Source organism: Klebsiella sp. PCX, assembly GCF_021869705.1.
GTDB classification, from domain to species: domain Bacteria; phylum Pseudomonadota; class Gammaproteobacteria; order Enterobacterales; family Enterobacteriaceae; genus Klebsiella; species Klebsiella quasipneumoniae.
Window position 1 is genome coordinate 2,786,011 of sequence record NZ_CP091527.1, and the last position, 20,491, is coordinate 2,806,501.

The following is a 20,491-nucleotide window of genomic DNA, read 5'->3' on the forward strand; positions in this document are numbered from 1 at the left end:
CTCACCGCCGGCAAAAGACAAATAAGCGCAAGAATTTGCAAGCCGACAACAAGCGGATGAAAGCCGCAGGTTGCGGCAGGCGGCATACTCCTCCGTTCAACAAGCAGAGGAGAACCAGGGTGAACGCATTACTTTATGCACTCGTTGTCGTTATCTGGGGGACGACGTGGATTGCTATTTTTTTACAGCAGGGGCCGGTGGCGGCGCCGGTATCGATATTCTGGCGTTTCGCCGTGGCCAGCGTCACAATGCTGGCGATTCTGCTCGTCACACGACGTCTGCGGCCGCTGGGCGCGAAGGACCATCTCTGCTGCCTGCTGCAGGGCTGCTGCGTCTTCTGCTTCAATTTCTGGTGCTTTTATACCGCCGCCGCCTGGATCAACACCGGTCTGGAATCGGTGATCTTTTCCATGGCGGTACTGTTTAACGCCATCAACAGCTTTCTTTTCTTCCGCCAGCAGCCGCCGGGACGCTTCTGGGCTGCCGCCGCGCTCGGTCTGGCCGGTATCGTCACCCTGTTCTGGGATGACCTGCTGGCCAACGGGCTAAACGCAACGCTACTGTGGGGGATCGGTCTGAGCGCGCTGGGCACCTATGGCTTTTCGCTGGGCAATATGTTCAGTATTCGTCACCAGCGGCGGGGGCTGGAGACGCTGACCACCAACAGCTGGGCGATGCTGTACGGCACGCTGGTGATGGGGGCTATCGCTCTGCTCCGCGGGGATAATTTCATGCCGGAGTGGACCGTCAGCTATCTTGGCGCCCTGCTTTACCTGGCGCTGTTCGGCTCAGTTGTCGCCTTCGGCGCCTATTTCACCCTTGTAGGGCGCATCGGCGCCAGCAAAGCCGCCTACAGTACGCTGCTGTTTCCGCTGGTCGCCCTGTCCATCTCCACCGTCTATGAAGGGTATGTATGGCACAGCAACGCCGTTATCGGACTGGCGCTGATCCTGTTGGGTAATCTGGTGATGTTTGCCAAACCGGAACAGCTGCTGCTGCGCCGAAAACTGGCCTGAAACGGCGGAAGATAAATCAGCGCCGTCGGCAGACGGCGCTGACGAGATTACCGCTGGGAAGGGTCGAATTTGACGGCGTCTACCGCCATATCATCGATCACCTGCTTCATGGTTTCGATAGTCAGCGGCGTGTTTTCATTGGCCAGGGTTTTGCCCTCACCTTTACGAACCACTTTGATCACTGGCTTGTTGGTGCTGGCGTCAATCAGTTCGGCTTCAAAATAGAGGTCGGTGTCCATCGTACGATGGCCGGTGGCGGCTTGAGTACCGGCAACAATCATCGCTACCGGAACCACTTCATAGAACTGCAGCCCTTCTTTGCTGGAGTCCACTCCGGTGATCGCCCCGCGGAAAATAAGGCTACGCTTGCCGGCAGTGGTTGCCAGCGGTTTACGCTCGGAAATGGCCTGTTTGAGCTGCTTGTTGGTGTAATTCAAAATATCCTGCAGCGCCTTTTCACCCACCTGGGTCGTCGGCTTCGGTACCGGATAGTACGTTACCGGATGGTAGACGACATTATCGTAGTTGGCCGGATTGTAGTTTGGATCGATCCAACGCAGCTCCGACTTACCGGAGGCAGTGGTGGCTTCTTTCAGGTTGGAATAGTCTTTTAAAAAGCCCGAATACTGATTCGGTTGCGCCAGTTTGGACGCACAGCCCGTCAACGCTAACATCCCCGCCAGAGCGGCGACTTTAAATAACACGCGAGTACGCATAAAGAGATCCCTGTAAATGCAGTTTTTTCGGCAGACGTTATAGCAGATAAGACCCACTAGTTTTGTGACAAAATGAGGGCTTCGTCAAGGAAGATATACAAATATTGATGGGATCAACATTACGTTATTAAATAATTACTTAAAACGTTAACAGGTCGGCTTTAACCTTTCTTTTCAGCGAGGATTTTCGCGCTTCTTGATCCGAGGTGTATTCCTGAGAGGCGGCGCGGTCAATCTCAGTAATTACACGCGCCGCTGAGGATTATGCGGGCTTGCGCGCCAGCAGCGTGGCGAAGCGCAATTTGATCCGGTTGCCGCTGGCGTCGGTCCGATGCAGCTCACCGACGTCCTCATTATATTTCAGTAATTCCCAGTCCCGGTAGTACTCCCGAAGTTCATCGGGTTTAAAAGCAAACGGGAAGCCGACGGTGCAGGGATAGTCCTCGGTGTCCATCGCCGCGACAATCAGGTTATAGCCCCCGGCGGCGGTGCAGCGCTGCATATTGCCGATGAGTCCAGGGATGGTGTCAGGCTCGAGGAACATCATCACTACGGTGGAGAGGATCAGATCATACTCGCCGTCAAAGGCCAGGCTGTTGAGGTCTTTCACCGCGGTCTGCAGATTATCCAGCCCTTCGGCGGCGCGAATAGTCTCCAGATTGTTGATGCTCATCGCATTTTTATCCCACGCCGTCACCGTGAAGCCATTCGCCGCCAGATAAAGACTGTTACGTCCGTTGCCGCAGCCCAGATCCAGCGCCCTTCCCGGCGGCACAATCGTCGCGGCATGCAGCACCTCAGAGTGGGTGCGGGTCAGGCCATATTTTTCACTAAAATAATCCGCGTCTCGCGTTGTCATGATCCTTCCTTCTTATTCAGGAGTGTTTCCCGGTCGACCTGTAGCAACAGTTTCCCGCTGACCAACAGCAGCCCTGTGCGCAGCAGCAGCAGGCCGATGACCAGATTGCTAAAAATAAAGAGCGGCAGCGCCAGATGATGAAAAAAGCCGTCCGCCTTCGCCTGGCCCAGATGCAGGCCGGTGGTGGCCAGGGCGGAGATACCGAACGAGAAGCTCCAGAAAGAAGCATTGAACGGCTGGCGAAGATACCAGGGCATCAGACGCAGCATAAACAGCAGCTGCAACAGACCGTAGCCGAACAGCAGCTTAGCGAAGGTATCGGCCTCACCGCCGTTAACGCTGAGCCAGGCGCTGCAGGCCACCAGCGCAGGCGCCAGCTGGATCCCCAGCGACGTGCGCAGCGCGGTCGGCAGTTCGCCTGCGCTGCGCAGACGATGGAGGATAGCCGGCTCGAGGCTCAGCCAGGAGAAGACCCCGGCGCCAAGGAACACCAGTCCGGCGTCGGTAAACCCCAGCGCGCCGCAGGCCATCGCGCTGATAAAATTATTCGCCACCGTGGGCAGATACAGCCCCGGCGTAGTGGCCTCGCGAGGATGGTTTCCCCGCCACAGGCCGCCGCTTTGCCAGGCGGCATAGGCCAGCTGCAGCGCCACGCCCGGCACAAACAGCCCGATGGCCAGCGGTCGGCACCAGGGCGCCAGACCAATCGATACCAGCAACGTGGTGGCGGGAAACAGGCTGACGAAGCTGCTGCTGACCGGATGTCGCATCTCCTGCAGCACACTCGCCGGAAAGCGGATCGCCCGGCTGATAAACGCCATACTGAGCAAGACCCATATCGCTATCGCCAGCGTCACCAGCCCATCACCAATACTGCGGCTGACCGGCCAGAGGGTGCTGGCGTAACGCCAGGCAAAGCCCATCCCGATGGTGCCAAGCACCATGCCAAAATATCCCGCCGGCAGGTTAAGCACCTGCTGCGACCTATACGTTTTGTTCATTTTATTGATGTTATCAATTAAATTTGAAGTTGCATTCTAAAGGAACCTTATACCACGCGCTACGGCGATCTTTGCTATGTTTATGTTAACCATAAGTAATGAGGATCGGGAATGCGTAAATACCGTCTCAGCGAACAGACCCGGCAGTATTGTTACCAGGAAGAGGATGGCAAACAGTGCGTCACCCTGCGCCAGATCGTGGCGCTTATCGATTTCGCTGACGTCAAAGCGGGCAGCGAAGGCGGCTGGGTGGATGAAGAAAGCGCCCTCAGCCAGCAGGGAGAATGCTGGATCTACGATGCCAATAGCGTGGTCTTCGCCGGGGCGCGCATCCTCGACGATGCCCGACTCAATGGCCCCTGCGTGGTCAGCCATGGGGCTATCATCAGCGGACGGGCATCCATTCACGCCTCGCAGGTCAGCCATCACGCGCAGATTGGTGACAACGTCACGATTAGCCAGAGTTTGGTGCGCGGCTACTGTCGCCTCGCCGATGAGGCTCGTCTTCTGCCCCACTGTCAAGTCATTGCCGCCCGTGGGCTGACCGCCGATCGCGACAAAGTGCTGCAGATTTATCAGCGAGCCACCGTCAGCGCGTCGCGCATTCTCCACCAGGCGCAGATCTATGGCGAGGCCTTCGTCGAACACGCTTTTGTCGAACATCGGGCGGAAGTCTTTGACCATGCCAGGCTCGAGGGAAACGAGGAGAACGACGTCTGGGTGTGCGATAACGCGCGGATTTACGGACATGCCCGTCTGATCGCGGGACGCGGTGAGGACGCCATTCCCACCGTGCGCTACAGCTCGCAGGTCGCGGAGAATGCGGTGATTGAAGGCAACTGTCTGCTAAAGCATCGGGCGATGGTGGGCGGCGAGGCGCAGCTGCGCGGTGGACCGATTCTGCTTGATGATGACGTGCTGATCCAGGGGCGGGCTGTCATCGTCGGCGATGTGATCGTTGAGCACCAGGTCACTCTTGGGGACGAGGTGCAAATCGCCGCACGGGAAGGAGAAGCCATTCACCTGCGCGGCCCGAAGACCCTCGGCGGCCAACAGCAGATCACCCGAACGCCGCTGTTAGGCGCCCTGTAGCGCCTCGTCGCGGTCAATAATACGGGCGTAGATATTCTGATCGTCATAGCTGCCGTTCAGATACTCGGCCTGTCGGAGACAGCCTTCCAGAACAAACCCGTTACGCAACGCCACCTGGTTGCTGCGGGTATTCGCCACCCGACATTTGATCACAAACCGGCGCACCAGCCCGCTGCGGGCATAGTGGTGGATAAAGGCCTGCAGGGAACGGGACAGATACCCCTGCCCCTGGTGATCCTCATCGATCCAGTAGCCAATATAGGCCGTCTTATTCTGCGGCTCGATCTGGTTAAACGACAGAACGCCAATCGGCCGCTTTTCGAGAAACAGCAAAAACATTTTGGCGTAATCCCGCTGATGCAGCATCACGTTACCCTGCACATGGCGGCGGGTCTCCTCTTCGCTGCGCACCTCGCCGGCCCAGCTGAGCGACTGCTGTAGCCAGCGCTGGTTTTTCACCACCAGCTGGTGCAGGTCGCTGACATAGCGTTCATCAATGGCGATAAGCGTCAGCGCCTCGGTCACCGGGATCGACTCCGGTACTGCTGGAATGTCTGTGGTCATGGGGCTCTCTACGGGCCCGCAGGGGGTGCCTGGGGCCACGGCTGTCACGGGGTTATTTCATGATCCGGTCGTCAATGTAGTTACGTTTATCCGGCGCCGGCGGGAAGTACTGATAGAGCCAGGTTTCGCTGATGGCTTCTCCCTGACAGCGCAGGAACAGACGCATCTCCACCGGGTCGGTCGAGTTGGAAGTCGGATACCAGTCGAAGAGGATCCGGTAGCCATCGAACGGCTCGACGTAGAGGATTTCAATCTGCTTCGCTTCGCCGCTGGAGAGGGTGATCACCGGTTCAATACCGCGCGGCGCGGCCGCTTTCAGATCGCCGCCAACAAAGTCGATGGCAAAACGACGCGCCCACTTGTCCGGGTAGTGTTCGCCCGGCGCCCATCCCTCTGGGAAGCCCCCCATCCCGGTGCGGGTGGCGAGCACACGCGCCAGCGGTGTGCTGACCGGCGGCTGTGCGCTCCAGTAGAGACGGTAGCTGAAGTCGAGTTCGTCGCCCGCCTTCACTGCCTTTTCCGGCTGCCAGAAGCAGACGATATTATCCAGCGTTTCACCGGTGGTCGGGATCTCCATCAGGCTGACCGCCCCTTTGCCCCACTGGTTACGCGGCTCAACCCACAGGCTGGGACGCTTGTTATACCAGCCCATCACGTCCTGGTAGTGGGAAAAATCACGGTCCAGCTGCAGCAGACCAAAGCCGCGCGGGTTCTTGTCCTGGAAGGCGTTGAACTGCAGCTTCTGCGGGTTGTTCAGCGGCCGGCAGACCCATTCGCCGTTGCCCAGCCACATCGACAGCCGATCGGAGTCGTGGATCTGCGGGTGGATGGTATCGCACATCCGACGCTCGTTGTTGCCGCAGCTGAACATGCTGGTCATCGGCGCGATCCCCAGCTGTTTGATATCCTTGCGGGCGTAGAGATGGTTCTCCACGTCCATAATGACCTGGGTATCCTGGCAGTGGATGGTGAACTTGTAGGCGCCAGTGATGCTTGGGCTGTCGAGCAGGGCGTAAACGGTAAAGACCGTGGCGTCCCCTTTGACCGTTTCGAACCAGAAAGAGGTGAAATCGGGGAACTCTTCCGGGGTATCGGTAAAGGTATCCACCGCCAGCCCACGGGCCGACAGGCCATACTGGTAGGTGCTGTCTACCGCGCGAAAATAGCTGGCGCCGAGAAACGCCACGATATCCCGGCGCGCCAGCTCAGGTGCTTTAAATACCCGGAACCCGGCGAAGCCGAGGTCGGACTGCCCTTCCAGCTGCCGGGTATCTACCCCGGCGTCATTGTACTTGAACAGCTCCGGACGGAAGTGGATCTCGCGCGCCTGCTGGGTGGCGGCGTCTAAAGAGAACATGCGCACGCGGCGACGGAACCCCATCCCGACGTGGAAAAACTGGATATCCAGTTTGCGTTCTTCAATATTGTTCCATAGCGAGTGGTTAGCGTCATACTGAATGCTGTTATAAGCCTGCGGGGTGAGATTGGCCAGCGTCGGCGGCAGATCGCGCGGTGCCCCGCCCCACGGCTGGCGCGCCAGATCGTGGGCCATCGCCTGCAGCACGGCATAATCGAACCGACGCGTCTGCCCGTCGGCAATGCCCGCGTCTTCAGCAAACGCGGCCTGACTGAATAAGGAAGCGACTCCTGACGTTCCGCATACGGCGGCAACAGCCATGGAAGATTTAAGAAAACGTCTGCGGTTCATGCCTGAGAAAGCGTCCTTCTGCACGGGTGAAATGATTCGCAACGCGTCATCACGCTGCGTGATAATTTCCGCCCACTCTAGACAAAAACGATTAATAATCCAATTGTTGCCAGCAGAAAAACGGTAAAAAAGCCCTGTCTACCAGAACAGGCTGTTTTTTCATCGCCGGCGGAGGGAGAGCGCAATATCTAACGCAAACCCGCCTTAAACAAAGCGGACAGCACTCTCCCGGCGCCCTGTCTCATCGCCGGGCCGTTTCTTAGCCACCCGCGGCCTGCAGCAGGGGCGTGCCCCGCTGAGCCGCCCCCATCCCCTTTATTCGAGGGTCACGTGGTGCTTCATCACCCGGCGAAACAGTGCCAGCCGGGCGCGCATAAAGCGATTCTCCACTTTAAACCCGGCACGCTTATGCAGGCCAATGCGCAGCAAACGATCCCGTCCGCGCAGGCACGCCGGCCAGCGCACCGCGCCGGCAAGCACCTGCTCGCCGCTGGCGACGCGGGCAAACTGGACCCAGTAGTCAGCGACCTGAGCGGCGAAGGCCAGATCCGCTTCACTGGCATACTGCCGCACCGGGTCGGTGAGCCGCAGGTTATCAAACACGTAGGGCACCTCGTTGCCGTGCCAGGCGCCGTGCGGATAGGCGTCATGTTCCGCTTCCGCGACATAATCGAACCAGTACCGCCAGCATGGCTGGCCCACGCGCTGCTGGGCCTGCATCACCACATAGCCGAGGGTGGTAAACGCCATATCCCGACAGACTTCCCGCCCCAGCGCTTCATCGCCTTTTACGCCGGGATAGAGGAGTTTGATCAGTCCCAGACCCAGACGGCGCTCACGGCGCAGTTTCTGGATCTGCCCGGCGATGTCGACGCCAAACACCGCCATCACGCTGGCTTCATCGCTGTTGGAGCCGATGATCACCGGCATCGGATGCTGGCGCCCGGCAAAAAAGGTCTCCAGCATCGGCTGCGGGAGCACGATATCGCCTGCAATGGGCGCTGGCCCGATATTCAGCGGGGCGGAAAGCGACCAGAAGGCCTCCGCCGGGATTGCCCGCAGTTGCTCAGCGCTGGCCTGTGGTAAGGCGAAATGCTCCGCCAGCAGACGGCCTTTCTCCAGCGCCTTTTCCCGCGGCAGATCGGGTAAGGTATACCCGCTCTGAATAATCGCTTTATGGAACAACCCTTTCGCTTTCGGCGAGGCCATCAGCGACAGCACGCTGCGCGCCCCGGCGGATTCGCCAAACAGCGTGACGTTGGCGGCGTCGCCGCCGAAGGCGTGAATGTTTTCCTGGACCCACTGCAGGGCGGCGATCTGGTCGAGCAGCGCGAAGTTATACAGCCGCTCGCCCGCCTCTTCTTCCAGCGCCGGGTGGGCGAAAAAGCCGAGGTGGCCCAGACGGTAGTTGACCGTCACCACCACCACGTCGCGGCTGGCCAGCGCCAGGCCATCGTAAGGCGGCAGGCTACCGGCGCCGATGGTAAACCCGCCACCGTGCAGCCAGACCATCACCGGCAGCGGCTGCGCTGCGCTGGCGGGGGCCCAGACGTTGAGATAGAGACAGTCTTCGCTGAAGCGACCGGGATCCCCGCCGCCAAGTTCGCGGCAGTAGTCAATGTCCTGCCAGCTGGCGGCGGAAAAGGCGTCGGCCTGACGCACGCCCGGCCAGCGGGCGGGAGGCTGCGGCGCGCGCCAGCGCAGCGGCCCCACGGGCGGCGCGGCGTACGGAATGCCGCGCCAGATATGGATCCCCTGCTCTGCGCTGCCGGCCAGCGTGCCCTGCCGGGTTTTCGCCAACGGTTTCGACGGATGTTGCATAACCTGCTCCCTGTAAGGCTGATGCCAGCAGGTTACTGATTTTACAGCAGACCGCAACGTCGTTTGCTGCGCTCCTCCGCCTGCTGGTACAGTTCAAATTCATCCTGCACCGGACAGCCCAGCGCCGCTTCAAAGGCTTCGCGGCTGGCATTCCCGTGGCTGCGGGCCTGGGTTTCGTTACCCAGATTGGACTGAAAAATGCCCGCCGCGCTGACCGGTAAAAAATCCTCATAGACGATAGGCTGGGCCACTATCCACCCGCGCTCGATCAGCGGCTGGGGATCGTCGCCCGGGCGAAACGCGTGGCGATGTGCCTCGCCAGCCGGCGTCAGGCGGTAGCGAAACCAGGCCAGCCCCTGCTGACGCAGCAGAAATTCGCTGTCGGGAAATTCGCGGAATACCTCCTGCAGATGCAGCTGGTGGCTGAGATTGTCTTTGCCGGTCCCTGCTGCCTGCAGCAATCGGTCGTATAGCGCGCGTCCTTTTGGCGTCAGCGCCACGCCGCGCTGCTCAATTTCGCCGAAGCGGGCGCTGTGAGTGCCGCGGTGTTCGCCGGCGAACATTACTGGTTCCTCAAGCGCCTTGAAGCTGGTCTGTCGCAGGAGGATCGGTACCTCCCGGCGCGGCGGACCTTCGATCAGGGCCTTTGGCTCAATGCCGCACTCCGGCATCAGGGCCTGCGCGCGGTCAATATCCAACGTTCGCGGCGTGAGGTGGTTGATATGGCATCCCGGGAAGCAGACCACATCGGCTATCAAGCGATGCTCGCGATGCAGCGCGTGGTAGGTCTCCTCATCGACGGTGGCATGCCGGTGCCAGCGGAAGGTCTCCAGCGCCTCCTGCACGAACTCGCGGGCTTCCGCAGGGGTGAACGCCCCTTCGGCCTCATGCCGGGCGATCAGCGCCAGACAGCGGGGAGTGAATATGTTGCGCCGGGCGAGGATCGCCTCGGCTCGCTCACGCAGAGCGCGGTTTTCGATCAGCTCCAGACGCAGCAGCGAGGTAAAAACCCGAAACGGATTGCGCGCCAGCGCGGCATCGTCGACAGGACGAAACGCCGTGGAATGAACCGGCACGCCGGCCTGTGAAAGATCATAATAGCTGACGGGATACATCCCCATGATGGCAAACATGCGACGTAGCGTCGCCAGTTCCTCCGCTGTGCCCACGCGGATCGCCCCGTGGCGCTCAACGTTCAGGCGAGCCAGCTCGTCGGCGTTGGCCAGTTGTTCATGCAGCTTCGGATTATTTTCCAGTACCGCCAGGTTGACGTCAGCCACCAGCTCCAGCAGCGTCCCGTACTGCGGAACTTCCTGCTGGTACATGGCCGACATGGCCTGCGAAAACTGCTCCCGAATCTCATCAGCCGTGATGGTGTTCGCCATGATGTGTTACCTCCAGTGAATACTTCCTGGAGTGTAGGAAAGCTGCCTCCCGGCGGGGGGAAGAATTTACAAACTGTGATGGCGATAACCTGCTTCCGGTCACGGGCATAGCGCAGGGCATAACCGACGGTTATGAAAAACACCCGGTAATTTCACTTTAAATTAACAATATATTTACACACACTGTTTCTGGCGACATTACAACAACATGCCTCTCTACCCTCTATACGGAGTACCCGATGAACGATAAATGGTCCCCGCGCGAGGTTATCCATCGCGATTACAGTAGTCACCCGCCCGCTTACGCCCCGGGCTATAAAACCAGCGTCCTGCGCTCCCCGAAAAACGCCCTAATCTCCCTGCAGAACTCGCTGTCAGAGATCACCGGCCCGGTGTTTAGCCGCGACGACCTGGGCCCGCTGGATAATGACCTTATCCTTAACTATGCCAAAGAAGGCCTGCCGATTGGCGAGCGGATCATTGTGCACGGCTATGTGCGGGATGGTTTCGGCCGACCAATGAAAAACACCCTGGTGGAAGTGTGGCAGGCCAATGCCGGCGGCCGCTATCGACATAAAAAAGATCAGTATCTGGCGCCGATTGACCCGAACTTCGGCGGCTGCGGTCGGGTGCTGACCGACGAGAACGGTTATTACTGTTTTCGCACCATCAAGCCCGGCCCCTACCCCTGGCGCAACCAGGCCAGCGACTGGCGTCCGGCGCATATTCATTTCTCGCTTTCAGGCGACGCCTGGGCCCAGCGCCTGATCACCCAGATGTATTTCGAAGGCGACCCGTTGATCAAGCAGTGTCCGATCGTCAGGACCATTAATAATGACGACGCCGTGCGCACCCTGATCGCCGAGCTGGACATGCACGCCGCCGTGCCGCTGGATTGTCTGGCCTACCGCTTCGACCTTGTTCTGCGCGGCCATCGCGCCACGCTGTTTGAAAATCGCACTCAGGGGGCCGCCCGATGAAAGAGTATCTGCCTGAAACCGCCTCGCAGACTGCGGGACCCTATGTTCATATCGGTCTGGCACCGGACGCGGCGGGTTTTCATATTTTTGAAAAAAATTTTGGTTCGGTTCTCACCACCGCCGATACGGTCGGGGACCGGATCACCATTGAAGGCCGGGTTATCGACGGCTCGGGGACCCCGGTCCGCGACGTGCTGCTGGAGATCTGGCAGGCTAACGCCGCGGGACGCTATAACCATCCTGAGGACCGTCAGCAGCAGAAAGCGGTCGACCCAGGCTTTCGCGGCTGGGGGCGCACCTGCTCTGACTTCACCTCCGGCGTCTGGCGCTTTGAAACCATCAAGCCCGGCGCGGTGGTTGGCCGCGACGGCCGTCTGATGGCGCCGCACGTCAATCTGTGGGTGGTGGCGCGGGGGATCAACATTGGCCTGAATACGCGGATGTATTTCGCCGATGAGCACGAGGCCAATGCCAGCGACCCGGTGCTGAATCTCATCGAATGGGAGGTGAGACGCAAAACCTTAATCGCCGAGCGCGAGGTTCGCGGTGCGGAAGTGGTCTATCGTTTCGACATTTATCTGCAGGGCGAGAACGAAACCGTCTTTTTCGATATCTAGCGGCCATGCTGACCACCGCCGTCGCCCCGCACAGCCGGGGCGACGGCGTGTTAAACCATAGGGAAAGATCTTGTAATGTAATCAGCTCAAATGTTAATAATATTTTGCTATCTGGTTATCAAATTTAAACAAGGCCGCTTGTCTCTTTCACCGCTGTGTTTTTAACATCATCTTACTATGGAAAAAAATGGTCTCTTCAGTCAGCGCATTCGCTTGCGCCATCTACACACCTTCGTGGCCGTCGCTCAACAGGGAACGCTGGGGCGCGCGGCTGAAACTTTAAATCTGAGCCAGCCAGCACTTTCAAAAACGCTTAACGAGCTTGAACAGCTGACCGGTACCCGTCTGTTTGAGCGGGGACGTCTGGGGGCGCAATTGACCCTGGTCGGGGAACAGTTTCTGACTCATGCCGTGAAAGTGCTTGATGCCCTTAACTCGGCGGGCCAGGCGCTGAACCGTAAAGAGGGCCTGAATAACGATATCGTGCGCATCGGCGCGCTGCCTACCGCCGCGCTGGGGATCCTGCCGACGGTGATCGGCCAGTTCCATAAGCAGCAAAAAGATATCACGCTGCAGGTCGCCACCATGAACAACACCATGCTGCTCGCCGGGTTAAAATCCGGGGAGATCGACATCGGCATCGGACGGATGTCCGATCCGGAGCTGATGAGCGGGCTGCATTACGAACTGCTGTTCCTGGAATCCCTTAAGCTGGTGGTACGCCCGGGACATCCTCTGCTGCAGGAGACCGTGACCCTCAGTCGGGTGATGGAGTGGCCGGTGGTGGTCTCGCCAAAGGGCACCGTGCCGCGGCAAAACGCCGAAGCGCTGCTCCAGAGCCAGGGCTGTAAAATGCCCGCCGGCTGCATCGAGACCCTCTCTGCTTCACTGTCGCGCCAGCTGACGGTCGATTTTGACTATGTCTGGTTCGTCCCTTCCGGGGCGGTGAAAGACGATCTTCGCCGTGGCGTACTGACCGCCCTGCCGATTGCCACCCAGGGCGCCGGGGAGCCCATCGGCATTCTAACCCGCGTCGATGCGACGCTGACCCCCGGTACACAAACCCTGCTCAGCGCTATTCGTAAATCAATGCCTGCCTGATCCGCTGATCCCCCGGCCCGTAGCGGCCGGGGAGCCAACGCTGACTGCGTCACATTCAGCAAAATAATCATTTAGTGCGAAATTATTTATTAACATTTGCGCAAATTTCTTTAACAGATCTATCATATCGCGATTTCACCAAATGGTTCATACGAAATCAAAACAGGCAATAAATTTGGCTTTATGAAGATACAAACCACTTCATTCAAAAATAAAACAAAATAACTTTGTTTCATTTGGTTCGCACTGAGGTGGCTGGTGTGGTTAAGGAGATTTCATGACAACTGGCAACGCGCCGCGCGGATTCCCCCGGATCCTGCAGTGGCTTCTCGCCGGACTGATGCTCATCATCGGTCTGGCTATCGGTATTCTGGGGGTAAAACTGGCTCTCGTCGGCGGCACGCTGTACTTCGCGCTGATGGGCGTGGTGATGGTTATCGCGGCGGTGCTGATTTTCCGTCGCCGCCGCGGGGGTATTCTGCTGTACGCCGTGGCGTTTATCGCTTCGGTGATCTGGGCGATCGGCGACGCTGGCTGGAACTTCTGGCCGCTCTTCTCGCGTCTGTTCGCCCTTGGCGTGCTGGCCTTCCTCGCCGCCCTGGTCTGGCCTTTCCTTGCCAGCTCGCCGGCGAAAAAAGGCCCGGCTTTTGCCATCGCCGCCGTGCTCGCCGTGGCGCTGGCGGGAAGCTTTGGCTGGATGTTTAAATCCGAACCGCTGGTCAGCGCCACGGAAGCGGTGCCGGTGAAACCCGTCGCGCCGGGCGAAGAGCAGAAAAACTGGGCGCACTGGGGCAACACCACCCACGGAGACCGCTTCGCCGCCCTGGATCAAATCAACAAGCAAAACGTCAACCAGCTGCAGGTAGCCTGGGTGGCGCATACTGGCGATATCCCACAGAGCAATGGCTCCGGCGCGGAAGATCAGAATACCCCGCTGCAGATTGGCGATACCCTCTACGTCTGTACCCCTTACAGCAAAGTGCTGGCGCTGGATGTCGACAGCGGCAAAGAGAAATGGCGCTATGACTCCAAATCCTCTTCGCCTAACTGGCAGCGCTGCCGCGGCTTAGGCTATTACGAAGATAGCCAGGCGCAGACGACGCCAGCGTCAGGCGCTCAGCCTGCCGCTTGCTCCCGTCGTCTGTTCCTGCCAACGATCGATGCCCGCCTGATCGCCATTGATGCCGACACCGGCAAACTGTGCGAGAGCTTCGGCGATCGCGGTATTGTCGACCTTAGCGTCGGGATGGGCGAAGTCAAAGCAGGTTACTATCAGCAGACCTCCACCCCGCTGGTCGCGGGTAATGTGGTGGTGGTCGGCGGCCGCGTCGCGGATAACTACTCTACCGGGGAACCGCCGGGGGTGGTCCGTGCGTTTGACGTCCACACCGGTAAACTGGCCTGGGCGTGGGATCCGGGTAATCCGGCGCTGACCGGCGTACCGCCGGAGGGCCAGACCTATACGCGCGGCACGCCGAACGTCTGGTCGGCGATGTCTTACGACGCGAAGCTGAACCTGATCTATCTGCCGACCGGTAACGCTACGCCTGACTTCTTTGGCGGCGAACGAACCGCGCTGGACGATAAATACAGCTCCTCCATCGTCGCCGTGGATGCCGCTACCGGCCAGGTACGCTGGCACTTCCAGACCACCCACCACGACCTGTGGGACTTTGACCTGCCGTCTCAGCCGCTGCTGTACGATCTGCCTGACGGCAAGGGCGGCACCACCCCGGTGCTGGTGCAGACCAGCAAGCAGGGCATGATCTTTATGCTCAACCGCGAAACCGGCGAGCCGGTGGCGAAAGTGGAAGAGCGGCCGGTGCCGGTGGGCAATGTCAAAGGCGAGCGCTACTCGCCGACGCAGCCTTACTCGGTGGGAATGCCGATGATCGGTAACCAGACGCTGACCGAGTCCGATATGTGGGGAGCGACGCCGATCGACCTGCTGCTGTGCCGTATCCAGTTCAAAGAGATGCGCCATCAGGGCGTCTTTACCCCGCCGGGAGAAGACCGCTCCCTGCAGTTCCCGGGCTCGCTTGGCGGCATGAACTGGGGCAGCGTCTCGGTGGATCCCAACAACAGCCTGATGTTCGTTAACGATATGCGTCTGGGTCTCGCCAACTATATGGTGCCGCGCGAGAAGGTGGCGAAAGACGCCAGCGGCATCGAGATGGGCATCGTGCCGATGGAAGGCACGCCGTTTGGCGCCATGCGCGAACGTTTCCTGTCGCCGCTGGGCATTCCGTGCCAGAAGCCGCCGTTCGGCACCATGTCCGCGGTGGATCTGAAAACCGGGAAACTGGTGTGGCAGGTGCCGGTAGGTACCGTAGAGGATACCGGGCCGCTGGGGATCCGCATGCACATGCCGATTCCGATCGGTATGCCGACCCTTGGCGCGTCGCTGGCGACGCAGTCCGGGCTGCTGTTCTTCGCCGGCACTCAGGATTTCTACCTGCGCGCCTTTGATACCGCTAACGGCAAGGAGATCTGGAAATCCCGTCTGCCGGTTGGCAGCCAGTCAGGCCCGATGACCTACGTGTCGCCGAAAACCGGTAAGCAGTACATCATTATCAATGCGGGCGGCGCCCGTCAGTCTCCGGATCGCGGCGATTACATTATCGCCTACGCGCTCCCTGACCATCACTGATTGACTTAAGCAAAAGGGCCCATCCGGGCCCTTTTTTGCTGTTGCCGAAACGCCTTGCGCGTTAGCGATTACTGGTCGCCAAAGTGGATCACGGTGCGAATCGATTTGCCTTCATGCATCAGGTCAAAGGCCTCGTTAATCTGCTCCAGCGGCAGGCGATGAGTAATAAACGGGTCGAGGCGAATTTTACCCGCCATCGCGTCTTCCACCATTCCCGGCAGCTGGCTACGGCCTTTCACGCCGCCAAAGGCGGAGCCGCGCCACACGCGGCCTGTCACCAGCTGGAACGGACGGGTTTTGATCTCCTGCCCGGCGCCGGCCACGCCGATAATGACGCTCTCGCCCCAACCCTTATGGCAGCACTCCAGCGCCGCGCGCATCACATTGACATTACCGATGCACTCGAAGCTGAAATCCACCCCGCCGTCGGTCAGCTCAACGATCACATCCTGAATCGGCTTATCGTAGTCGTTGGGGTTGATAAAGTCGGTAGCCCCCATCTCTTTAGCGAGAGTGAACTTATCCGGGTTGGTATCGACTGCCAGAATGCGCCCGGCTTGCGCCTGCACAGCGCCCTGGATCACCGCCAGGCCGATGCCGCCCAGACCAAAGACCGCGACGGTATCCCCGGCCTTAACCTTCGCCGTGTTGTGCACCGCGCCGATACCGGTGGTCACGCCGCAGCCCAGCAGACACACTTTATCCAGCGGCGCCTGCGGATTGACTTTCGCCAGCGAGATCTCAGCGCAGACCGTGTATTCGCTGAAGGTGCTGGTGCCCATGTAGTGATAAATCGGTTCGCCGTTATACGAGAAACGGGTGGTGCCGTCCGGCATCAGCCCTTTGCCCTGGGTAGCGCGTACCGCCTGACAGAGATTGGTTTTACCCGACTTACAGAATTTGCACTCGCCGCATTCGGCGGTATACAGGGGGATGACATGATCGCCCGGCTTAAGGCTGGTGACGCCCTCGCCCACTTCCACGACCACGCCGCCGCCTTCATGGCCCAGCACCGCCGGGAAGACCCCTTCCGGATCGTCGCCGGAAAGGGTGAAAGCATCGGTATGGCACACGCCGGTATGGGTGATTTTCACCAGAACTTCGCCTTTTTTCGGCGGCGCGACGTCAATCTCTACGATTTTTAACGGCTGACCGGGGCCAAAGGCCACTGCTGCGCGTGATTTCATAACTGTCTCTTCCTCGTCGTGATGTTATTTTAAATAGGATCGTAGCAGATGACCGACCTCTGCCATTCTCGCGGCCCGCTGGTCCGGGGTGGTGTCGCCGCTGACCAGCTCGTCCTGCAGGTGGATCTCCACCATTTCGCCCATCAGACCGTTTGCCGCCCCGCGAATCGAGGCGATCTGCTGCAGGATGGTCATACAGGGCTCGCCGGACTCCAGCGCGCGTTCAAGGGCTTCAACCTGGCCGCGGATGCGTCGTACGCGGCTGAGCGCCCGTTTTTTATCTTCAGGTGAATGTGGCACGATAACGCCTCCGTATCATATAGGGGGGTATACTATATTTTATTTACCACAAAGGCAAAAAAACCCCGTCTCGGGACGGGGTCTGAATGTTGAAGCAAACCCTTCAGCGCTTACGGGGCATCATTCGCAGCAGGGTATTATCTTTCCACCAGTAATGATGGAGCAGCGCAGCAAAGGCATGCAGGCCAATCACGAAGTAACCGGCGTTCGCTAACCATTCATGGATCGCTTTCAGGGTGTCCACCCGCTCAAAATCGCTCTGCGGAGCATACGGCATCGTCAGGCCAAAGGCGTACCAGGGATTCCCGCGCCAGTACATCATTACCATGCCAATCAGCGGCAGGCCGATAAACAGCAGATAGATAATCAGATGGCCGAGATGGGCGAAACCAGTCATCATCGGTGACGGCTTTGGCACGATCGGCGGCGTCGGCATTTTCAGCCGCACCAGCAGACGCGCCACCATCAGCACGCCAATGGTGATTCCGCAGGAAACATGAACCATATTGATCAGCGGCCGATCGCTGCGGGGGAAAAATCCGCGCAGCTCCATCGCCGCATAGGCCACCACCACCAGCAGAAAGACCAGCCAGTGGATGCCGATCTGCAGGCCGGAATATTTATCGCGCATGGAATATCCTTAATGGAAAGTGTGATTGTGCCAACATAGCGGCCTTCTCTTAAATTTTCATTAACCTTTACGTTGAATTAACAATTGATTACCGCATTGTGCCGAGCCGCTGCACCCGGACCACGCGAACGGGCGCCGGATACCATCCGCTATTACAAAATTAAACATTTTTGTTACCTGCCGCCGCGCTCTCCCCTCTATAGTTGAGAACATCTGTCGCCCACGCTGCGTATGGAGATGAAAATGAAGAAAATCAGCTTACCGCTATTGCTGCTGACCGCGCTGGCCAGCCCGACTTTCGCCGCGGACTGTCAGCCTAACGGCATCGGCGGCTCATTTTGCATTAACGATGACGGGACCACTACCGACACGGTGCCGAATGAAGTCAACGGTATGGATACGTATTCGAATAATGGCGGGTATAGCAGTTCTCTGCCCGACCAGTCGGGGGCAGAGGAAGCGCTTGAAGGGTCAACGCTGTCGACGCAGCAGGACAGCGTCGCCAGTAGTGGTCAGAGAGACAGCGCCCTGGCGGGTCGCGACTGGCATTCGCCGTCCAATCTGAATGATGGCGCCGCCACCTCCAGTATGAGCCTGCTGGATAAACCCTGAGGCCTGGCGTCAGGCAAAGCTCCAGCCTGCGGCGCCGATGGCGACGGCGAACAGCAGGCAGGCCAGCGCCGTTTTGCGTAACAGCATGGTATAGAAGGAGATCGCGACGCCAACGAATACCACCAGCAGAATGGGCCACATGCTTAATAACAACAGCAGAAAACCCTCAATATTATTATGGATTACGCTTTCCACATCCGCATCCCTGCCTCATCGTCGATAAAGTAAGCAGAATTTAATATGTAACATGAATACATTCAAATAAAATATAAATGTAAATGATTATGCGGCTCGCGGCGGGTCACTGTTACGCGTCCGGGGAGTTAGCATCAGAAGCAGTGCGCAAAAAATAGGTCAGGATTGTTCCACAACCCTTTAGCGGTACGATCGTATTCTCACTAGAATTCCGCAAACCCTTCACGACATTATTCGGCGCTGGTATCTGATACAACGCGCCGGCGATGACAGTCGCCTGGTTGCAATTTATCTCCCTGAGCAGAACGCACATCCAGATATTGAAGCGGCTGGCCGTGTTCGTTATCCAGCAGGACAGAGTAGGTTTCTCCCTGCTCAAACATATAACGCTCTCCCCATTGACGCATCGCCACAACAATGGGAAACACGGAGCGCCCCTTTTCAGTCAGGACGTATTCCTTATATGCGCTGCCATCCGATGCCGGTAAAATCTCGAAAATACCGATATCGACCAGGTGCTTCAGGCGCGCGGCAAGGATATTTTTGGCCAGCCCTAAATTTTTTTGAAACTCGCTGAATCTCCGTACATTGTCAAATGCTTCGCGGATAATCATCAGGCACCAGCGTTCACCAATTGATTCCAACGTTCTCGCCACCGGACATTCACTGGTTCTGAGTGATTCCTGTTTTGCCATCTGCGCGCTCCTCATCAATCTGTCTACTAATGCTAGCTTAATCTTCCGTTTTACTAGTTGCAAAAAAAAACCACTATGGCTATTTCTATAGGTAAACGAGTTTTAAAAAGCAACCAGATAGAAGGTCTCTTATGAAAGATAAGACAAGCAGGTGTACCGGCCACGGAATTCAAACCGCGTTAGCCCCTGACGCGATGCTCACCGCAGGGATAACGACGTTGTTTTCACTGACCTGCGCGCTGGCGGTAGCCAACGTTTATTCAGCTCAACCTTTACTCGACTCGATGGCGGTCAGCCTCAAGGTGGCGCCAGGCATGATTGGCGGCGTCATCACCGCTACGCAGTTGGGCTATGCCATTGGCTTACTGTTCCTGGTTCCGCTCGGGGACTGGCTGAACCGTAAATACGTGGTGATGACTCAGCTGTTGCTTTCAGCGGCGGCGTTAGTTGTAGCAGGGTTATCCCCCAACATAGCCACTCTGCTTGGCGCCATGCTGATCGTTGGCCTGATGGCCGTTGTGGTGCAGTTGATGGTGGCGTGGGTGGCAATACTGGCGACACCGCAGAAACGAGGCCAGGCGGTGGGTACCCTGACCAGCGGAATTGTTTCAGGCATCCTGTTGTCTCGGTTTATCTCAGGCGCGATAGCCGATATTGCCGGCTGGCGAGCCGTTTATCTCACGGCTGCCTGTATGATGCTGTTGATGGCCGGTGTCGTCTGGAAGGTCATGCCTTCGCCCTCAAAGCAATCGCAGCCACAAAAGTCCACCTACCTTTCCTTATTGAAGTCAGTGTTTCAGCTATATATCACTGAACCGCAACTGAGAAAGCGCGGCATCCTGGCGCTTCTTATCTTCGCCGCCTTCAGCATGCTATGGACAACTATGGTCATGCCGCTTACCGCCCTTTCCCTCTCGCACACCCAGGCGGGGATGTTTGGCTTAGCCGGCCTCGCTGGCGTGCTGGCCGCCTCAAGAGCGGGAAAGTGGGCTGACCAGGGATGGGCTCAGCGTACTACCGGCTTGGCGCTGGCGCTGCTGGCTCTCTCATGGCTGCCTATCGCCTATGTTGAAACCTCTTTGCTCTGGCTGTTAGCTGGCGTCATTGCGCTGGACTTTGCGGTACAGGCCGTACATGTCTCTAACCAGAGCCTGATCATTGCCGCCAGGCCTGCAGCAGCAAGCCGCCTGGTTGGGGCTTACATGTGTTTTTATTCGCTGGGTAGCGCGGCAGGTGCTATCGTTGCCACACAGCTTTATTCCCACTGGGGATGGCAGGCGGTCTGCCTTGCGGGTGCCGCGGTCAGCGCGTGTGCTTTTCTTGTCTGGTCAGGATCGCGTCGATCATGACATTCGGCCCCT

The 20,491-nt window shown here is 58.5% G+C and carries 20 protein-coding genes; 8 read left to right on the forward strand and 12 right to left on the reverse strand.

Translation table 11 applies throughout. The features are described 5' to 3' along the window. The first annotated feature begins 119 nt into the window (after positions 1-119). Positions 120-1,016 carry a DMT family transporter gene (locus GQR96_RS13205; protein ID WP_065904371.1) on the forward strand — a complete coding sequence of 299 codons (897 nt, stop codon included), beginning with the start codon at positions 120-122 and terminating at the stop codon, positions 1,014-1,016. A 47-nt stretch (positions 1,017-1,063) separates the two neighbouring features. On the opposite strand, the gene GQR96_RS13210 is transcribed toward GQR96_RS13205, so the two are convergent. From GQR96_RS13210 to tehA, 3 genes are all read right to left on the reverse strand, one after another. Beyond that, positions 1,064-1,732 carry a DUF3313 domain-containing protein gene (locus tag GQR96_RS13210; protein ID WP_004202796.1) on the reverse strand — a complete coding sequence of 223 codons (669 nt, stop codon included), beginning with the start codon at positions 1,730-1,732 and terminating at the stop codon, positions 1,064-1,066. A 262-nt stretch (positions 1,733-1,994) separates the two neighbouring features. After that, positions 1,995-2,591: a tellurite resistance methyltransferase TehB gene (gene tehB, locus GQR96_RS13215; RefSeq protein WP_017900473.1), complete on the reverse strand. Its 597-nt coding sequence runs from the start codon at positions 2,589-2,591 to the stop codon at positions 1,995-1,997. Further along, positions 2,588-3,592: a dicarboxylate transporter/tellurite-resistance protein TehA gene (gene tehA / locus GQR96_RS13220; protein ID WP_032456157.1), complete on the reverse strand. Its 1,005-nt coding sequence runs from the start codon at positions 3,590-3,592 to the stop codon at positions 2,588-2,590. The genes tehB and tehA overlap by 4 nt, the downstream gene beginning before the upstream one ends. A 111-nt stretch (positions 3,593-3,703) precedes the next feature. Here tehA and ydcK point away from each other — a divergent pair, with 111 nt between their 5' ends. Further along, on the forward strand, positions 3,704-4,684 hold the full coding sequence (gene ydcK, locus GQR96_RS13225) for a YdcK family protein (protein WP_004202800.1): 981 nt from the start codon (positions 3,704-3,706) through the stop codon (positions 4,682-4,684). Here the strand turns inward: ydcK and rimL are convergent. From rimL to GQR96_RS13245, 4 genes are all read right to left on the reverse strand, one after another. After that, positions 4,670-5,248, reverse strand: coding sequence for a 50S ribosomal protein L7/L12-serine acetyltransferase (rimL, locus tag GQR96_RS13230; RefSeq protein WP_004202802.1), 579 nt, complete (start codon positions 5,246-5,248; stop codon positions 4,670-4,672). The two genes, ydcK and rimL, sit on opposite strands and share 15 nt — an antisense overlap. Positions 5,249-5,300: 52 nt before the next feature. Further along, positions 5,301-6,956, reverse strand: coding sequence for a glucan biosynthesis protein D (locus tag GQR96_RS13235; RefSeq protein ID WP_043519995.1), 1,656 nt, complete (start codon positions 6,954-6,956; stop codon positions 5,301-5,303). Positions 6,957-7,271: 315 nt separating this feature from the next. Then, complete coding sequence (locus GQR96_RS13240) at positions 7,272-8,777, reverse strand: carboxylesterase/lipase family protein (protein WP_023318416.1); 1,506 nt, start codon at positions 8,775-8,777, stop codon at positions 7,272-7,274. A gap of 41 nt (positions 8,778-8,818) precedes the next feature. After that, positions 8,819-10,162: a 2-oxoadipate dioxygenase/decarboxylase HglS gene (locus GQR96_RS13245; protein ID WP_023318417.1), complete on the reverse strand. Its 1,344-nt coding sequence runs from the start codon at positions 10,160-10,162 to the stop codon at positions 8,819-8,821. Between the two features lie 239 nt (positions 10,163-10,401). Between GQR96_RS13245 and pcaH the strand changes: the two genes are divergently transcribed. The 4 genes from pcaH to GQR96_RS13265 all read left to right on the forward strand — a co-directional run bounded on the left by pcaH (position 10,402) and on the right by GQR96_RS13265 (position 15,510). Continuing rightward, entirely contained in the window at positions 10,402-11,142 is a 741-nt protein-coding gene (gene pcaH / locus GQR96_RS13250; protein ID WP_004202816.1) for a protocatechuate 3,4-dioxygenase subunit beta, read from the forward strand. Continuing rightward, complete coding sequence (pcaG, locus tag GQR96_RS13255; protein WP_043519986.1) at positions 11,139-11,759, forward strand: protocatechuate 3,4-dioxygenase subunit alpha; 621 nt, start codon at positions 11,139-11,141, stop codon at positions 11,757-11,759. Before pcaH ends, pcaG begins: the two co-directional genes overlap by 4 nt. A 177-nt stretch (positions 11,760-11,936) precedes the next feature. After that, positions 11,937-12,860 (forward strand): LysR substrate-binding domain-containing protein, encoded by a 924-nt coding sequence (locus GQR96_RS13260; RefSeq protein ID WP_004143800.1) that lies wholly within the window; start codon positions 11,937-11,939, stop codon positions 12,858-12,860. 277 nt (positions 12,861-13,137) lie between these two features. Further along, a complete protein-coding gene (locus GQR96_RS13265; protein WP_032456161.1) occupies positions 13,138-15,510 on the forward strand; it encodes a glucose/quinate/shikimate family membrane-bound PQQ-dependent dehydrogenase in 2,373 nt (790 codons plus the stop codon). Between the two features lie 68 nt (positions 15,511-15,578). Here GQR96_RS13265 and GQR96_RS13270 read toward each other — a convergent pair whose 3' ends face one another. From GQR96_RS13270 to cybB, 3 genes are all read right to left on the reverse strand, one after another. Then, complete coding sequence (locus GQR96_RS13270; RefSeq protein WP_004202819.1) at positions 15,579-16,697, reverse strand: S-(hydroxymethyl)glutathione dehydrogenase/class III alcohol dehydrogenase; 1,119 nt, start codon at positions 16,695-16,697, stop codon at positions 15,579-15,581. A 24-nt stretch (positions 16,698-16,721) separates the two neighbouring features. Next, a complete protein-coding gene (locus GQR96_RS13275) occupies positions 16,722-16,997 on the reverse strand; it encodes a metal/formaldehyde-sensitive transcriptional repressor (RefSeq protein WP_004202822.1) in 276 nt (91 codons plus the stop codon). 103 nt (positions 16,998-17,100) lie between these two features. Then, positions 17,101-17,628, reverse strand: a complete 528-nt coding sequence (gene cybB, locus GQR96_RS13280) for a cytochrome b561 (protein ID WP_049092052.1) — start codon at positions 17,626-17,628, stop codon at positions 17,101-17,103. A 243-nt stretch (positions 17,629-17,871) separates the two neighbouring features. Here cybB and GQR96_RS13285 point away from each other — a divergent pair, with 243 nt between their 5' ends. Further along, positions 17,872-18,240 carry a hypothetical protein gene (locus tag GQR96_RS13285; RefSeq protein WP_048294964.1) on the forward strand — a complete coding sequence of 123 codons (369 nt, stop codon included), beginning with the start codon at positions 17,872-17,874 and terminating at the stop codon, positions 18,238-18,240. 9 nt (positions 18,241-18,249) lie between these two features. Here the strand turns inward: GQR96_RS13285 and GQR96_RS13290 are convergent, their stop codons facing one another. Then, positions 18,250-18,435, reverse strand: a complete 186-nt coding sequence (locus tag GQR96_RS13290) for a hypothetical protein (protein ID WP_004202827.1) — start codon at positions 18,433-18,435, stop codon at positions 18,250-18,252. 230 nt (positions 18,436-18,665) lie between these two features. Continuing rightward, a complete protein-coding gene (locus tag GQR96_RS13295) occupies positions 18,666-19,130 on the reverse strand; it encodes a winged helix-turn-helix transcriptional regulator (RefSeq protein ID WP_065904379.1) in 465 nt (154 codons plus the stop codon). Positions 19,131-19,324: 194 nt separating this feature from the next. On the opposite strand from GQR96_RS13295, the gene GQR96_RS13300 reads away from it, so the two are divergent. Next, entirely contained in the window at positions 19,325-20,479 is a 1,155-nt protein-coding gene (locus GQR96_RS13300) for an MFS transporter (protein ID WP_060655925.1), read from the forward strand. The last annotated feature ends 12 nt before the right edge of the window (positions 20,480-20,491 follow it).

Bases quoted from the DNA above. Each gene is read 5' to 3' on its own strand.
- GQR96_RS13210 (WP_004202796.1), bottom strand. From the start codon at position 1,732: ATGCGTACTCGCGTGTTATTTAAAGTCGCCGCTCTGGCGGGGATGTTA.
- tehB (WP_017900473.1), bottom strand. From the start codon at position 2,591: ATGACAACGCGAGACGCGGATTATTTTAGTGAAAAATATGGCCTGACC.
- tehA (WP_032456157.1), bottom strand. From the start codon at position 3,592: ATGAACAAAACGTATAGGTCGCAGCAGGTGCTTAACCTGCCGGCGGGA.
- ydcK (WP_004202800.1), top strand. From the start codon at position 3,704: ATGCGTAAATACCGTCTCAGCGAACAGACCCGGCAGTATTGTTACCAG.
- rimL (WP_004202802.1), bottom strand. From the start codon at position 5,248: ATGACCACAGACATTCCAGCAGTACCGGAGTCGATCCCGGTGACCGAG.
- GQR96_RS13235 (WP_043519995.1), bottom strand. From the start codon at position 6,956: ATGAACCGCAGACGTTTTCTTAAATCTTCCATGGCTGTTGCCGCCGTA.
- GQR96_RS13240 (WP_023318416.1), bottom strand. From the start codon at position 8,777: ATGCAACATCCGTCGAAACCGTTGGCGAAAACCCGGCAGGGCACGCTG.
- GQR96_RS13245 (WP_023318417.1), bottom strand. From the start codon at position 10,162: ATGGCGAACACCATCACGGCTGATGAGATTCGGGAGCAGTTTTCGCAG.
- pcaH (WP_004202816.1), top strand. From the start codon at position 10,402: ATGAACGATAAATGGTCCCCGCGCGAGGTTATCCATCGCGATTACAGT.
- pcaG (WP_043519986.1), top strand. From the start codon at position 11,139: ATGAAAGAGTATCTGCCTGAAACCGCCTCGCAGACTGCGGGACCCTAT.
- GQR96_RS13260 (WP_004143800.1), top strand. From the start codon at position 11,937: ATGGAAAAAAATGGTCTCTTCAGTCAGCGCATTCGCTTGCGCCATCTA.
- GQR96_RS13265 (WP_032456161.1), top strand. From the start codon at position 13,138: ATGACAACTGGCAACGCGCCGCGCGGATTCCCCCGGATCCTGCAGTGG.
- GQR96_RS13270 (WP_004202819.1), bottom strand. From the start codon at position 16,697: ATGAAATCACGCGCAGCAGTGGCCTTTGGCCCCGGTCAGCCGTTAAAA.
- cybB (WP_049092052.1), bottom strand. From the start codon at position 17,628: ATGCGCGATAAATATTCCGGCCTGCAGATCGGCATCCACTGGCTGGTC.
- GQR96_RS13285 (WP_048294964.1), top strand. From the start codon at position 17,872: ATGAAGAAAATCAGCTTACCGCTATTGCTGCTGACCGCGCTGGCCAGC.
- GQR96_RS13295 (WP_065904379.1), bottom strand. From the start codon at position 19,130: ATGGCAAAACAGGAATCACTCAGAACCAGTGAATGTCCGGTGGCGAGA.
- GQR96_RS13300 (WP_060655925.1), top strand. From the start codon at position 19,325: ATGCTCACCGCAGGGATAACGACGTTGTTTTCACTGACCTGCGCGCTG.